The organism is Nonomuraea sp. NPDC005501 (assembly GCF_040605905.1).
In the GTDB taxonomy this organism is placed as follows: domain Bacteria; phylum Actinomycetota; class Actinomycetes; order Streptosporangiales; family Streptosporangiaceae; genus Nonomuraea.
On sequence record NZ_JBEXDT010000006.1, the window covers coordinates 104,416 to 118,204 of the forward strand.

Below are 13,789 nucleotides of genomic sequence, written 5' to 3' on the forward strand. Positions count from 1 at the left end.
TATCCCTCGCGGCATCGGCGTTGGGGAGGCGATGTGCGATCATCGTCGGGTGTGGCGGCGTCTCGGCGTGCTCGACTGGATCAGGATCGGCCTCCTGGCGCTCGGTGTGCTGTTCGTGGCGAGCGGGCTGCTCCCGCTGAGCGAGGCCGCCGAGAGCCTGGACGACATCGGGCCGCTGCTGGTGTTCCTGGTGGGGATCATCGTGCTGGCGGAGCTGACCAAGGAGGCCCAGGTCTTCGACGTCATCGCGGCGCGGATGGCGGTGCTGGGACGCGGCAACTACGCCGCCCTTTTCCTCCTCTGTACGGCTTTCGCATCCTTCGTCACGATATTTCTGAATCTTGATACGACTGCGGTGTTGCTCACCCCGGTCATGCTGGCCCTGGCCCCCAAGGCGCGCATCGCCCCCCTGCCCCTGGCCATGACCACGATCTGGCTGGCCAACACCGCGAGCCTGCTGCTGCCGGTCTCCAACCTCACCAACCTGCTCGGCATGCAGAAGATCGGCCTGGACGCGCAGGAGTTCGCCGCCCGCATGTGGGCCCCGCAGATCGCCTCCATCGTCGTGACCATGGCGTTCCTGTGGGTGTTCTACTGGCGGCGCGGCGAGCGCCGCGACCTGCGCTACACGCCGCCGCTGCTGGAGCCGGTCGGCGACCGGGTGCTGTTCGCCGTCGCCTCGGCGGCCTGCGTGCTGTTCATCGTCGCGCTCCTGCTCAAGGTCCAGGTCGGCGTCGCCGCGCCCGCCGCCGCGCTCATCGTCGTGGCCGCCTACGCGCTGCGCGCCCGCAAGCGGCTCACCTGGGGCCTGATCCCGTGGCAGCTCCTCATCTTCGTGACCGGCCTGTTCCTCGTGGTCCCCACCCTCAGCAGGTACGGACTGGCCGACCTGATGAGCTGGATGCTCGGCACGGGCCACGACCCCTACCGCACGGCCGCCGTCGGCGGCGGGCTCGCCAACACCATCAACAACCTGCCCGCCTACAAGGCCGTCGAGCAGGTCATCCCCTCGGGCGAGCGCGACCAGCTCCTCGCCCTGCTCATCGGCACGAACGTGGCCCCCGTCATCACGCCGTGGGCCTCGCTGGCCACGCTGCTGTGGTTCGAGTCGTGCCGCCGCCACGACGTGCGCGTGCCGATGCGCCGTTTCCTGCTGACCGGCGCGGGCCTCGCCGTCGCCGGCCTCCTCGTCACGGTGTGGGCGCTCGTCCTGACCTCCTGACCACGTCGAGGAGGGCGGGCAGGGCGCGCGGGTGGGCGGCGACGAAGCTGCGGTCCTCCGCCGGGCCGTCGAAACGCTCCTCGAACGGCCCGCCGTCCAGCGCCCGGATCTCGATGCCCGCCTCCCGCGCGATGAGCGCCCCGGCCGGCAGGTCCACCGCCTCCGCCCGGTAGCCGACGAAGCCGTCGATGTCGCCCCTGGCCAGCATCGCCCACTGCAGCAGCGGCGCCCAGAGCTGCAGCATCCTGCGGGCGTGCCCCTCCAGCCCGGCCTTCAGCCCGAGCACGGCCGCGTCGCCGCGGGAGACGGCGTAGCCCTGCGTCCAGGCCAGCAGCGGCCCGTGCGGCGTCGCGTGGTACGGCGGCGCGAGCCGCGCCCCCGACGAGGTGAGCGCGCCCTCGCCCCGCACCGCCGACCAGGTCTGCCCGGCGACCGGGTCGTGGACCACGCCCAGCACCGGCCGCCCGCCCCGGCACAGGGCCACCCCGACCACGTACGCCTGCAGGCCGATCGCCACGTTGTTGGTGCCGTCGAGCGGGTCGACGAGCCACGTCCACTCGCCGTCGCGCGCCCCCAGCAGCCCCGACTCCTCGGCGATCACCGTGTGCGACGGGAACGCGGTCAGGACCCGCTCCAGCAGCAGCTTCTCGGAGGCGAGGTCGAGATCGGTCACCACGTCGCCGGAGCGGCCCTTGGCGCGGACCCCGAGCGCGCCGCCGGCGCCGCTCCGGATGAGCCGCCCGGCGGCCTCGGCGGCCTCGACGGCGACCGCGCGAGCGTGCTGTAGGTCCATCGGCACCCCTCAGGTCAGGTGGGCGGCTATCAGGCGGACGGCGTGGGCCGTCTCCTCCGGGTCGAGCGGCTGCCTGGAGACGTGGTGGCCGAGGCCGGCCAGCGGGCCGAGGGACAGGTCGCGGCTGCCCCGCCTGCCCCGGCCCAGGGCTATCGTGGCCGCCTCGCCGCCCTCCGGCACCACGCTGCTGTGGAAGCGGCCGGCGCGCAGCGTGTAGCTGTCACCGGGGCCGAACACCTCGACCAGGCCCGTCGCGTGGCGCACGGTGCGGCCGGTGGGGCTGATGTGGTCGCCGCCCGGGTCGCTGACCACCTCGAACACCCGGTGGGTGGCGTCGGGCCCGGCGTCGGCCACGTCCACGTGGACGTTGCGGATCTGGCCGTACAGGACGTGGCTGAACAGGTCCCAGCTGTGGCAGTGGATCTGCGAGGTGGTGCTCTCGGCGTGCGCCAGCGCCCCGGACCACAGGTGGACGCACACGCCGTCGCCGCCCGAGCGCTCCACCGGCAGGCAGACGAACCCGAGCGGGTGGCGCACGGCCCGCACCTCGCCGGACAGCGCCTTCAGCGCCCACTCGCCGGCCCGGCCCCCCGCCAGCTCCCGGTAGACGTCGTCGTGGCCCACTCCCCGCTCACCCCCCGTACGGATTCACGGCGCGCAGCGCCTTGCGGGCGATGTCCACCACGTCGTGCTCGTTGTACGAGCGCGGCAGCGGCACGCCGATGCGCTCGAACAGCTCCTGGACCTCCTCGACCGTCGGCTCGTCGCTGAGCGGCACCTTCTTGTACTTCTCCAGCGGCACCCGGCGCGCCTGCTCGAAGCTCAGCCGCAGCTCGGTGTCGCAGTTCTCGTAGAAGAACGTGCCGGCCAGCGCGGTCATCGCCCGGTTGGGGTCCTCGACGGTCATGATGAGCCGGGTCGCCGACAGGTCCCAGCGGAACGTCGTCATCGTCGCCGACAGGCCCACCCCGATGTCCAGCAGGCCGTAGCGCTGCCGGTGCCAGAACGCGGCCAGGATCGTCGCGTACGACTCCTTCCTGACCCGGTCGGTCGTCCACGTCTCGCCCGTGCCGTCGGGCGTGTCGGACAGCGACCGCCGGTAGTGGGCGTAGGTCTCGCACACCTCGGCGTTGGTCGGGTCGACGATCTCGACGCGCACGGTGAGGTGCCGCTTCACCCGGCGGGCCGCGGCGACGCACCGGGGCAGGGTGACGGCCCGCAGGTAGGTGCCGGTGCCGCCCTTGAAGCTCCATCGGGTGGTGTCCTCGCGCGCCTCGGCGTGGGCCTGGGCGATCTCCTGGCGGCTGCCGAGGACCCGGACGAGCTGGAGCACGTCCAGCGCCTTGCGGGTGCCGGCGACCAGGCCGTCGATCTCGTCCAGCCGGGCCAGCCGGGCGGGGAGCTCGGCGAGCGCGCCGGAGGTGATCGTCTCCTCGACGGGCGCCTGCCGGACGCGGTCGCGCAGCAGCGCGGTGGCCACGAGCGCGAGGATCACCAGCGTGGCGGCGCTGACGAGCTGCTGCTGCACCTCGGCGCCCTTGGGACCGAACACCTCGTCGGGCATGATGCCGAGCACGCCGACGACGATGGCCAGGACGAGGGCGATCGCCCCGTCGGCGTTCTGGGCCGCCCATGGCGCGACCCGGCTCCACGCCGACCTGAACCGTGACATCGCTGGCCCCGCATCCGACGATCGTTCAGTCCCCGAGCGCCATGGTAACGATCGCCCCAGGCCCGTGCCAGCTCGCGGAAGATACGGTCGCCGCGCGCCGGGGGGAGGGGGCCGTGGCGCGGCCCCCTCCGGGACGCGTCAGAACCAGCCGCGGTGGCGGGCCATCTGCTCCAGGCCGTGCTGCAGCGCCTGGTCGGCCGTGCCGGGGCCGGCGTCGTAGCGGACCGTGAAGCGGTTGTAGGCGTCGTGGCCGGAGGTCAGGAACCCGCCCCGCTTGTCGGCCTCCAGGATGACGTCCATCTGCCGCGGCCCCGCGATGAACGTCAGCTCCAGCTCGTTGAAGTACCGCCGCCACTGGCCGCCGGCGTGGTACTCGATCTCCTGGAAGAACGGCATGGTGGAGCCGTACAGCGTGCCCCGCTCCAGGTCGGCCTTCTTGAAGTGGAAGCCCATGCGGTCCAGCGCGCCCAGCAGGTGCTGCTGCGCCGGCAGGGGGTCCACGTACAGCGGGTCGAGGTCGCCCTTGTCCAGCGCGCCCGCCAGCGCCAGCTCGGTCTGCACGCCGAGCCGCATGCCGTGCAGCGGGTGCCCGCCGACGGTGCTGATCGGCGTCTCCCACGGGATCTGGAGCTCGAACGGCTGGCTGTGCTGCGCCCCCGCGGCGAGCTGGAACGCCCCCGCGACCTGCTGGCGCAGGAAGCTGTACGTGGTCTTGTACTCGTTGTCGCCGCTCTCGACCTCGACCACGGCGGTCAGGTCGAGGTGGATGCCCTCGACCTTGTAGTCGGAGCCGCCGCCGCGGAAGTTCACGACGCCGCGCAGCGGGTCACCCGGGCGGACGGTGGTGCCGGACAGCACCGTGTCGACCTCGACGCCCGCGCCGAACGCGGCCATCAGCTTGCGGAACACCATGGGGTCCTTCTCCTATGCGTTCGGTTGCAGCGCCGGCGGATCAGCGCTGGGCGGGGGGAGTGGCGCCGTTGGGGGCGGCCACCTGGCCCGAGATGCGGGGGAGGAACTGGGCCAGCAGCATCGTGGACAGGGCCGAGGCGTCGCCCGAGCCCTGCTGGGTGCGCACCACCAGCGGCTGCGGAGCGCTCTCGGCCAGCTTGGCGCCCACGTCGAGGCGGCGGCGGGCCAGCTCGTACTGGAGCACGGCCCGGTTGTCACGGTAGGACTCGGCCAGCCGGCGCAGCGCCTTGGCCTCGTTCTCGGCGGAGGTCAGCTCGGCCCGGCCGCGCGCCTCGATCTCCCAGCGCACGCGCTGCGCCTCGGTCTCCTGCTCCTCCAGCATGCGGGCCACGTCCTTGCGCGCCGTGTTGTGGGCGGCCTTGACCTCGACGACGCGGGCGTCACGGGTCTTCTTGGAGCGCTCGATCTCCATGAGCAGGGTGTCGATGCGGCGCTTGCGGGTCAGCTCCCACTCCCGCTCGTACGCCGACAGCTCCTTGGCCACCTTCTCCCGGGTGGCCAGGTGCTGCTGGTACTGGTCGGGAAGCTGCACGTCGGGGATGTTCGCGCCGGTCACGCGCACGCCGTACCGGCCGAGCTGGCGGTTGAGCGCCTCCTGCATGTCGCCCACGTCCGAGCCGCGCAGGTCGTACGCGCGCTCGGTCTGGACGCGGCGGCTGCGCTGCCGGATGGCGTCCTGCACGGCACTGGCCAGCACCAGGTCGAAGTTGCCAGCGCCGATGGTCCGCACGAACGCGACCGGGTCCACGATGCGGAACTTGAGGAAGAACTCGATCGACTTCAGCGGCACGTTCTCGGCCGTCGGACAGGCCACGATGGGCGCCGAGTACGGGATCTCGGTGGAGGTGTCGACCACCGCGTCCACCCGGTCCCACGGCAGCCACAGGTAGTGCCGGCCGGGCGGAAGCGTGCCGGTGATCGCGCCCCAGCGGCTGCGGACGCCCGTCGTGCCCTCCTCGATCTCGATGATCGCCTTGCGCCACATCAGCACGGCCGCCAGCGCCAGCAGGAGCAGCGCGGCCAGCGCGGGCAGGGTCCGGACGTCGGTCACCACCGCCATCCCGGCGAAGTACACCGCCAGGAACACCAGCGTCATCCAGGCGAACCCGCGCCGGTCCTTGGGGATCACCACGGGCACGAGCTGGCCCTGCTCGCCGCCGCGCAGGAGCTGGCGGATGTCGGACCAGGACGCCAGCGACTCCTTGATCTTCGAGAACTCGCGGCCGCTCATCGGACCTCACCCTCCGTCATCACGTCCACCGTCACCGGCGCCACCGCTGAGGCGTCCACGTCGGCCGCCCTGCCGAGCAGCGCGGCGATCTCCGCCTCACGGACGCGCACGCGCTCGCCGATCGCCGACAGCCTGCCCCGGATCGCCGCCATGTCCTCGGCCGAGAACAGCGTCGCGCCCCGACCCCCGACGAGCTGCTGGGCGAGCTCCAGGAAGTCGATGTCGGTCCGCTCGCCCACCTGCACCACCTGGGGCAGCCGCGACGAGACCGACTCCAGCTTGTCCAGCAGGTCCTGCTGGAAGCGGTAGTCGAGGATCTCCGGCGCCTCGGCGGCGCTCAGCGCCCGGATGTCGAGGGCCTGCGCCTCCAGCAGCGCCGAGTTGGCGTTGGCCGTGGACTCCGCCTCGACCAGCCGCTGCCTGGCCTGGGCCTTGGCCTGGTGGGAGGCGCGTTCGAGGGCGGTGTCCATGCGGGCCTGGTAGCCGGCGATCTCCGCCTGGATGGCGCTGAGCGTCTCGTGCAGCCCGGCCAGCTCCTTGACCAGGTCGCCCTCGTTCTGCTCCTTGCGCAGCTGGAGCTCGTACTCGTAGGTGTAGGCCTCCTTGGCGACCCGCACCATCTCGGGCGCCGCGAGGTCCATGCGGTACTCCTGGCTGGACGGCTCGGCGTGCGTGATGTTGACGTCGGTGAGCCGCACGGCCGGCAGGAACTGCTGGTTGAGGCTCTCCAGCATGCCGAGCGTGCTCTCGCCCACCAGGTCGTAGATGTCCTCGGCGCGCTGGGCGTAGATGAGGGAGCGGGTGACCTCGCTGATGGCGTTCTGCAGCTTGGACTGGAAGCCGCTGACCGAGCCGAGCACGAAGATGAACTCGGCCGGGTTCTCGATCCTGAACTGGAGGAACAGGTCGACGCTGGCCTTGACGCCCTGCTGGGTCGGCGCCTCGCGGATGGGGGCGTTGAAGGGGTACTCGCGGGTGGTGTTGACGATGTAGCTGACCCGCTTCCACGGGTTGATCAGGGTCACGCGGCCCGGGTCGGCGATGTGCACGAGCTTGCCGAACTTGGTGATCAGCGCCTTGCAGCCCTCGGGCACCATGACGACGCTGCGGCGCCACCACAGGAACGCCGCCGCCAGCACGAGCACCACCCAGTAGTGGGGGCCGAAGAGCAGCTCGGTCCGGGGGATGACGTTGCCCAGGGCGCCGATCAGGCCGAGCACCACGAGGATGCCCAGCGGCACCACGACCTTGGCGGTGCTGCCCTTGGGGATCACCACCGGCGAGATGACGTGCATGCCGTTCTCGGCGAAGCTGCGGTTGATGATCTCGCCGGCCTCGTTCAACGACGCGGTGCGCGCCTCGATGAGCGTGCCCACCGACGCGCCGCCGTCACGGGCGGCGGCGAAGTCGTGCGGGTTGAGGGCGAATCCGGGTGCCTGGCCGCCGGCTTGACCCGCCTGGCTCATCAGCTGGCCCGCCACCTGACCGGCCGCCTGCCTGAAGTCACCTCCCTGCATGACGGCCTGGGCGACGCCCTGGCCCGCTTGGACGAGAGCCTCTCTGGGTCGTGACATAGCACCTTCCTTTTCCGCTACAGGCGGTTTCGACCGTATCGGGTGGGACTTGCTGTTCGCTTGCAGTGCGATCTCACAGGTCTGTTGCGATATCGCGCCGCCGGAGTCCGAGCGCGGCGTCGCCCGCCGCGAGCCCCACCGGCGGGCGGTTCTGTCGGTGGCGCGACCTACAGTGGCAGCATGCGACCGGTCACTGATTTGCAGCGGAAGGTGGCGCCCTTCGAGGTCGTCACCGAGATGACTCCTTCCGGCGACCAGCCGGCGGCCATCGCCGAGCTGGAGCGCCGCGTCAAGGCCGGGGCCAAGGACAACGTCCTGCTGGGCGCCACGGGCACGGGCAAGACCGCCACCATCGCGTGGCTGATCGAGCGGCTGCAGCGCCCCGCGCTCATCATGCAGCCCAACAAGACGCTCGCCGCCCAGTTCGCCAACGAGCTGCGCGAGATGCTGCCCAACAACGCCGTCGAGTACTTCGTCTCGTACTACGACTACTACCAGCCCGAGGCGTACGTCCCGCAGAGCGACACCTACATCGAGAAGGACTCCTCGATCAACGACGAGGTCGAGCGGCTGCGCCACTCGGCGACCAACTCACTGCTCACGCGCCGTGACACGATCGTGGTCGCCTCCGTGTCGTGCATCTACGGCCTGGGCACGCCGCAGGAGTACGTCGACCGCATGACCCGGCTGCGCGTCGGCATGGACATCGACCGCGACCGGCTGCTGCGCCGCCTCGTCGACATGCAGTACACCCGCAACGACCTGGCCTTCACCCGGGGCACGTTCCGGGTGCGCGGCGACACGATCGAGATCATCCCGAAGTACGAGGAGCTCGCCGTCCGCATCGAGATGTTCGGCGACGAGATCGAGAAGCTGTCCACCATGCACCCGCTGACCGGCGAGGTCATCACGGAGGACGAGGAGCTCTACATCTTCCCCGCCTCCCACTACGTGGCCGGCGAGGAGCGGATGTCGGCGGCCGTGCGCGGCATCGAGGCGGAGCTGGCCGACCGGCTCGCCGAGCTGGAGCGCCAGGGCAAGCTGCTGGAGGCGCAGCGGCTGCGCATGCGCACCACGTACGACATCGAGATGATGCGCCAGATCGGCACCTGCTCCGGCATCGAGAACTACTCGCGCCACATGGACGGCCGCGAGCCGGGCAGCGCCCCCAACACCCTGCTCGACTACTTCCCCGAGGACTTCCTGCTCGTCCTCGACGAGTCGCACCAGACGGTGCCGCAGATCGGCGCCATGTACGAGGGCGACGCCTCCCGCAAGCGCACCCTGGTCGACCACGGCTTCCGCCTGCCGTCGGCGATGGACAACCGGCCGCTGAAGTGGGAGGAGTTCCTGGAGCGCATCGGGCAGAGCGTCTACCTGTCGGCCACGCCCGGCTCCTACGAGCTGGGCCGCGTCAAGGGCGACGTCGTCGAGCAGGTCATCCGGCCGACCGGCCTGGTCGACCCCGAGGTGGTCGTCAAGCCCACCAAGGGGCAGATCGACGACCTGGTCCACGAGATCCGCGAGCGGGCCGAGCGCGACGAGCGCGTCCTGGTCACCACCCTGACCAAGAAGATGTCCGAGGACCTCACCGACTACCTCCTGGAGCTCGGCATCCGGGTGCGCTACCTGCACAGCGAGGTCGACACGCTGCGCCGCATCGAGCTGCTGCGCGAGCTGCGCGTCGGCGAGTACGACGTGCTGGTCGGCATCAACCTGCTGCGCGAGGGCCTCGACCTGCCCGAGGTGTCGCTGGTGGCCATCCTCGACGCCGACAAGGAGGGCTTCCTGCGCTCGGAGACCTCCCTCATCCAGACCATCGGCCGCGCCGCCCGTAACGTCTCGGGCCAGGTCCACATGTACGCGGACAAGATCACGCCGTCGATGGAGCGGGCCATCGACGAGACCAACCGGCGCCGGGCCAAGCAGATCGCCTACAACGAGGCCAACGGCATCGACCCGCAGCCGCTGCGCAAGAAGATCGCCGACATCCTCGACTCGCTGCAGCGCGAGGACGCCGACACCGACCGCCTGCTCGGCGGCGGCCGTCAGCAGTCGCGCGGCAAGGCGCCGGTGCCCGGCTTCGCCGCCAGGCAGGCCGGCCAGCACGCCAAGGCCATCGCGGGCGAGATGCCGCGGGCGCAGATGGAGACGCTCATCGAGTCGCTGACGGAGCAGATGCACCAGGCGGCGGCGGACCTGCAGTTCGAGGTCGCGGCCCGGCTCCGCGACGAGATCAAGGAGCTCAAGCGCGAACTGCGCGACATGAAGGAGGCCGGCGTCAGGTAGCGGGATCCCGGCGGAGGCGTCCGGAGCCGCGCCCCGGCGGCCGGCTCCAGCTCGAAGGTGGGGAGGCTAGACGCCCGAGCGGGCTCGGGTGGGGCGCAGCCGGCGGCCGAGCCCGGCGAGCCACCGCCGGGGGAGCGCCAGCGTCAGGACGGCGAGCACGACGTGCGCCGCGATGAAGGCGTATGCCTCGTTCCGCGTCGCGGGATGCCCCAGCCGGACCGTCATGTGGTGCGCCCAGTCCCAGACCTCGGGGATCCCGTTCAGCCGCCGGTTCATGACGACCGCCACCAGGTCCTCCAGGCCCGACATCTGGAGGATCGTCATGGCTGCCCCGATCCGCAGCACTCCCTCCCGCGAGCCGCCGCCGACCCGGTAGGACAACACCAGTCCGACGATGAGGAACGGTACGAACACCACCACATGCAGGTAAAGGTCCTCGAACACCGCTGACCCGTCCACCATGTCCAGCGCGGTCATGAACGTCTTGGGCACGAAGTAGCAGAGGAAGCCCAGGAAGATCGCGGGCAGCGTCACCAGGTGCAGCCGCAGCCACCGCGCCCACGCCACGTCCAGCCACGCGACGGCGACGCAGGCGGCGATCTGGGGGGTCAGCTTGACCAGGAGCATCCAGGCCGAGGTGATCTCCCGCTCGTAGGGGATGACGAACCTGACCATGACGGCCAGTGCCGCCGCCAGAGCTCCCATGAGCAGCGCCGCCCCGTTGTCTCGCCAGAACGGGGTGGACGGGCGCGTGATCGGAGAGGACAGCATGGGTTCCCTGTCAGTGCGTCGAGACGGTGAGTGCCGAGGATGGATGCCGGCAGGAGGGGGCCGGGACGGTGAGTGCCAGGAGGTCGCTCCCGGCAGGGACGGTGCCGGGACGTGGGTGGCCGATACGTCGTGTCTCCAGGCGGGTGTCTAAGCGGGTGTCCGGGCCGGCGTGGAGACAGTGGGGGTGCCGTGTTCCGGGCAGACGGCGATGGCCGGCGTCCCGGGGTCGTCCGGGACCACGTTGACCAGCATGGGTCTTCGGCGGCGCAGCGCGGTGAACGTCAGCGTCCCCCCGGCGGGGCGGGCGTGGAAGTGCCGCCACAGCAGATGTGTCCTGCCGCAACCGGGAACGACCGAGGCGAGGTAGCCGAGGCGCGGGTCGTGCACGACCGCCGCGTCCCCCGCCCGCACCGGCGCGTCCCCCACCTTGGCGGCCTGGGCGAGGGACAGGCGTTCGACGACGCTGACCCGGACACCCGTCAGCTCCGGCAGGACCGCGTCCAGCGCGGCCCGTTCGCCCACCACGACCGCCCGCCCCGCCTCGGCGGCCAGCCGGAGCGCGGCGGCGTTCAGCGCGTGGCGGCGGCTCTCGTCAACGACCTTGGCGTCCGGCCCGAGCAGCACCCCGTACCTGGGGCCGCGCCAGGCGAACGGCGGCGCGGCCAGGGTGCGCCGGTCGAGCACCGCGGCACGCACCTCCAGCACGGGGGTCCGGCGCGGCACGCCCGCCAGGGCCAGCGCGTCCCGCAGGTCCGAGCCGTCGCCCGTCCACAGCGACGGCTCCCGGGAGGGGTCGAACGGCAGCGCGAACGGGCACAGCCGGAACAACTGGCCCGTCAGCGCGGCGGAGGGCGTGGGCTCGGGCTCGTCGAGGGCCCGGCCCGCCGCCACCCACTGGTCCCGGTAGAAGGGCACCCGCCGGAACGCCGTGGAGACGACGCGGCGGTAGGCCCGCTCCCAGCGCGTCGCCGAGAACTCAGCCCGCATCGACGCTGACCCGGACCAGGTCCTCGACGGCGGCCAGCACCCGCGCGACCTCGGCGGCCGACGCCCCGGAGGCCAGCACGTAGCCCAGCTTGGCCCGGCACTCCGTGTACGGCACGACCCGCTCGCCGGGCGAGGCGGTGACCACCACGTCGGCCACGCCGGGCAGCGCCAGCGCGTCCGGCAGGCCGTCCAGCGCCACGAGGGTGCCCGCGGAGGGGGAGCGGAGCATGCGGACGGACGCGTGCCTGGTCCACCGGGGCGAGAGCTCGGGGCGCTCGCCGATGGCCAGCAGGACGGCGGCCGCGACGGTGTCGACGCCGTACATGAGGCCGAGTGCCTCACCCATGCCGTTGCCGCCGATCCTGGCGCCCATCTCGATCAGCACGACGGTGTCGCCGGTGACGAAGAGGTCGAGGTTGAGGGGGCCGTCGGTGTAGCCGACCTCGGCGCAGACCAGTTCGAGCTGCCGCGTGACCTCGCGGGTCAGCGCCTCTTCGCGGGGGGCCATGTCGTGGCCGACGGCGACGACCTGGGGAGCCGCCACCACGCGGTCGCTGAGCCCCAGCAGGGCGACCCTGCCGTCCTGGAGGAACGCCTCACCGCACAGGTCCCGGCCGGTCACCAGCTCCTCGACGATCACGGTCGCCGTGGGGGAGACGGCGGCCGCGGCCTCGACGGCGGCGGCCAGCTCCGACGGGGCCGCGCAGACCGTGATCCCCCGTGAGCTGCCGGAGTCGACGGGCTTGACGATGACGGGGAAGGCGGGGCGAGCCGTGTCGCGCAGGACCTCGGCGGCGGTGCCGCTGACGTAGGCGGGCCCGCCGAGCCCCACCCGTGCGCAGACCTCCCGGAAGTACGCCTTGTCCACCGACGCCCGGAGCGCGGGAGCGTCCGGAGAGGCTCCGCCCGTGGCAGCCGAGAGCCCGCACGGCAGCCCGAGCCGCTCGGTCACCTCGACCAGGGAGGGGAGGTTGATGTCGGTTCCCGGGGCGAGCATGCCGACCACGTCGTCACGGCCGAGCAGCGCGGCCGTCACCGCCTCCACGTCACGGGTGCTGAGGTGCAGGAACTCGTCCGCCTCGCGCACTCCGGGCGCGTCGGCGCGCATGTCGACACAGATCGTGGCCAGCCCGAGCCGCCGGGCCGCCCGGAAGGAGCTGATCGTTCCGTCCGAGCCGCCCAGGATGACGAGTCGCTTCACGCCGTGGCCACCGCGCCGGGGACGTTCCAGTGGATGCCGCGGTTCTCGATGAACCAGTCCACGGTCCGGGCCATGCCCTCGTCGAGGGAGACGAGCGAGCTGGGCTCGATGCCCACCGACAGGAGCGTCTTGGTCTGGGCCGTGACGGCCGTGTCGGGCGTCTCTCCCGGCCGCATCGGCAGGTCGGCGATGGGCACGCGCGGGTAGCCGCGGGCCTCGCACAGGTCGATGACGAGCTCGGCGACCTCGCGGATGGTGGAGGACGAGGTGGGGCCGACCTCCACGACGTGGTCGAGCACCTCTCCGGCGGCGGCGGTCTCCAGGGCGGAGACGAGCGCCCGCGCCACGTCTCCGACCCAGACCATGTCCGAGACCTGGGTGCCGCCGCCGTACAGCTCGACGGGCATCCCGCTCAGCGCCCGGCAGACGACGGCGGGCGTGATCTTGCGGACCTTGCCGGGGGCGAACGGCGGTGCGGCCTGCTGGCGGGGGCCGTAGGCGTTGACGACCCGGACGTTGTTCACCCTCGTCCCGCGGTGGGCGTTGAACATGCGGACGAAACGCTCCACAGCCGTTTTGGAGATGGAGTAGCTGTTGTCCATCCAGTGATTGCCCACGCAGATGTAGACGCCGGGCAGGTCGTACTGGGCGACCGCTTCCAGGAAGTTGAGCCCGCCCATGAGGTTTGTCTCGGCGGCCGGACGCGGATTGGTGATGGTTTCCTGGGTGCCGAGAACGGCCGCTAAATGCACGATCGCATCACAATGGGCAGCTAATTCCGTCATGGTCGTGGCGTCCCGAATGTCGCCTCGCATGACCTCCCAGGGAAGGTCGCGTTCCGCGTGCCCCCTGTGATCGAACACAAGCGGAACGTGGCCGCGCGATGCGAGTTCCTCGCATACATACCGGCCGATGAATCCGTTTCCGCCGGTTACTCCAACCTTCATGCCGTCCCTTGTGTGTGAGTGCACGGTTTGTGGACGCGCATCAAGGGTGTCGGACGCGCACGACGTGATCACTGGAGACATATTCTGCGACAATCGTCACCAAACAACGCTTCGTATCCATCTTGTGATC

The 13,789-nt window shown here is 71.4% G+C and carries 12 protein-coding genes; 2 read left to right on the forward strand and 10 right to left on the reverse strand.

The window, feature by feature from the left end:
- Positions 1-49: 49 nt before the first annotated feature.
- Entirely contained in the window at positions 50-1,222 is a 1,173-nt protein-coding gene (locus ABZS51_RS06095) for an SLC13 family permease (RefSeq protein WP_355436968.1), read from the forward strand.
- Here ABZS51_RS06095 and ABZS51_RS06100 read toward each other — a convergent pair.
- The 6 genes from ABZS51_RS06100 to ABZS51_RS06125 all read right to left on the reverse strand — a co-directional run bounded on the left by ABZS51_RS06100 (position 1,191) and on the right by ABZS51_RS06125 (position 7,464).
- Positions 1,191-2,015 carry an inositol monophosphatase gene (locus tag ABZS51_RS06100; protein WP_355436970.1) on the reverse strand — a complete coding sequence of 275 codons (825 nt, stop codon included), beginning with the start codon at positions 2,013-2,015 and terminating at the stop codon, positions 1,191-1,193. The genes ABZS51_RS06095 and ABZS51_RS06100 overlap by 32 nt on opposite strands.
- A gap of 9 nt (positions 2,016-2,024) precedes the next feature.
- Positions 2,025-2,639 carry a hypothetical protein gene (locus tag ABZS51_RS06105; protein WP_355436972.1) on the reverse strand — a complete coding sequence of 205 codons (615 nt, stop codon included), beginning with the start codon at positions 2,637-2,639 and terminating at the stop codon, positions 2,025-2,027.
- Positions 2,640-2,646: 7 nt separating this feature from the next.
- Positions 2,647-3,687 carry a hypothetical protein gene (locus ABZS51_RS06110; RefSeq protein ID WP_310716644.1) on the reverse strand — a complete coding sequence of 347 codons (1,041 nt, stop codon included), beginning with the start codon at positions 3,685-3,687 and terminating at the stop codon, positions 2,647-2,649.
- A 138-nt stretch (positions 3,688-3,825) separates the two neighbouring features.
- Complete coding sequence (locus ABZS51_RS06115) at positions 3,826-4,599, reverse strand: sporulation protein (protein ID WP_310716646.1); 774 nt, start codon at positions 4,597-4,599, stop codon at positions 3,826-3,828.
- A 40-nt stretch (positions 4,600-4,639) separates the two neighbouring features.
- Entirely contained in the window at positions 4,640-5,890 is a 1,251-nt protein-coding gene (locus tag ABZS51_RS06120; RefSeq protein WP_355436975.1) for an SPFH domain-containing protein, read from the reverse strand.
- Positions 5,887-7,464 carry an SPFH domain-containing protein gene (locus ABZS51_RS06125; protein ID WP_355436977.1) on the reverse strand — a complete coding sequence of 526 codons (1,578 nt, stop codon included), beginning with the start codon at positions 7,462-7,464 and terminating at the stop codon, positions 5,887-5,889. Before ABZS51_RS06125 ends, ABZS51_RS06120 begins: the two co-directional genes overlap by 4 nt.
- Positions 7,465-7,644: 180 nt before the next feature.
- Between ABZS51_RS06125 and uvrB the strand changes: the two genes are divergently transcribed.
- The gene (uvrB, locus tag ABZS51_RS06130; protein WP_310716652.1) at positions 7,645-9,753 is read left to right on the forward strand and encodes an excinuclease ABC subunit UvrB; all 2,109 of its coding nucleotides are present in this window, start codon (positions 7,645-7,647) and stop codon (positions 9,751-9,753) included.
- A 66-nt stretch (positions 9,754-9,819) separates the two neighbouring features.
- On the opposite strand, the gene ABZS51_RS06135 is transcribed toward uvrB, so the two are convergent.
- The 4 genes from ABZS51_RS06135 to ABZS51_RS06150 all read right to left on the reverse strand — a co-directional run bounded on the left by ABZS51_RS06135 (position 9,820) and on the right by ABZS51_RS06150 (position 13,740).
- Positions 9,820-10,524 carry a hypothetical protein gene (locus tag ABZS51_RS06135; RefSeq protein ID WP_355436980.1) on the reverse strand — a complete coding sequence of 235 codons (705 nt, stop codon included), beginning with the start codon at positions 10,522-10,524 and terminating at the stop codon, positions 9,820-9,822.
- 147 nt (positions 10,525-10,671) lie between these two features.
- Positions 10,672-11,511, reverse strand: a complete 840-nt coding sequence (locus ABZS51_RS06140; RefSeq protein ID WP_355436982.1) for a hypothetical protein — start codon at positions 11,509-11,511, stop codon at positions 10,672-10,674.
- Positions 11,501-12,712 carry an ATP-grasp domain-containing protein gene (locus ABZS51_RS06145; RefSeq protein WP_355436984.1) on the reverse strand — a complete coding sequence of 404 codons (1,212 nt, stop codon included), beginning with the start codon at positions 12,710-12,712 and terminating at the stop codon, positions 11,501-11,503. Before ABZS51_RS06145 ends, ABZS51_RS06140 begins: the two co-directional genes overlap by 11 nt.
- Positions 12,709-13,740, reverse strand: coding sequence for an NAD-dependent epimerase/dehydratase family protein (locus tag ABZS51_RS06150; protein ID WP_310716674.1), 1,032 nt, complete (start codon positions 13,738-13,740; stop codon positions 12,709-12,711). The genes ABZS51_RS06145 and ABZS51_RS06150 overlap by 4 nt, the downstream gene beginning before the upstream one ends.
- Between the last annotated feature and the right edge of the window lie 49 nt (positions 13,741-13,789).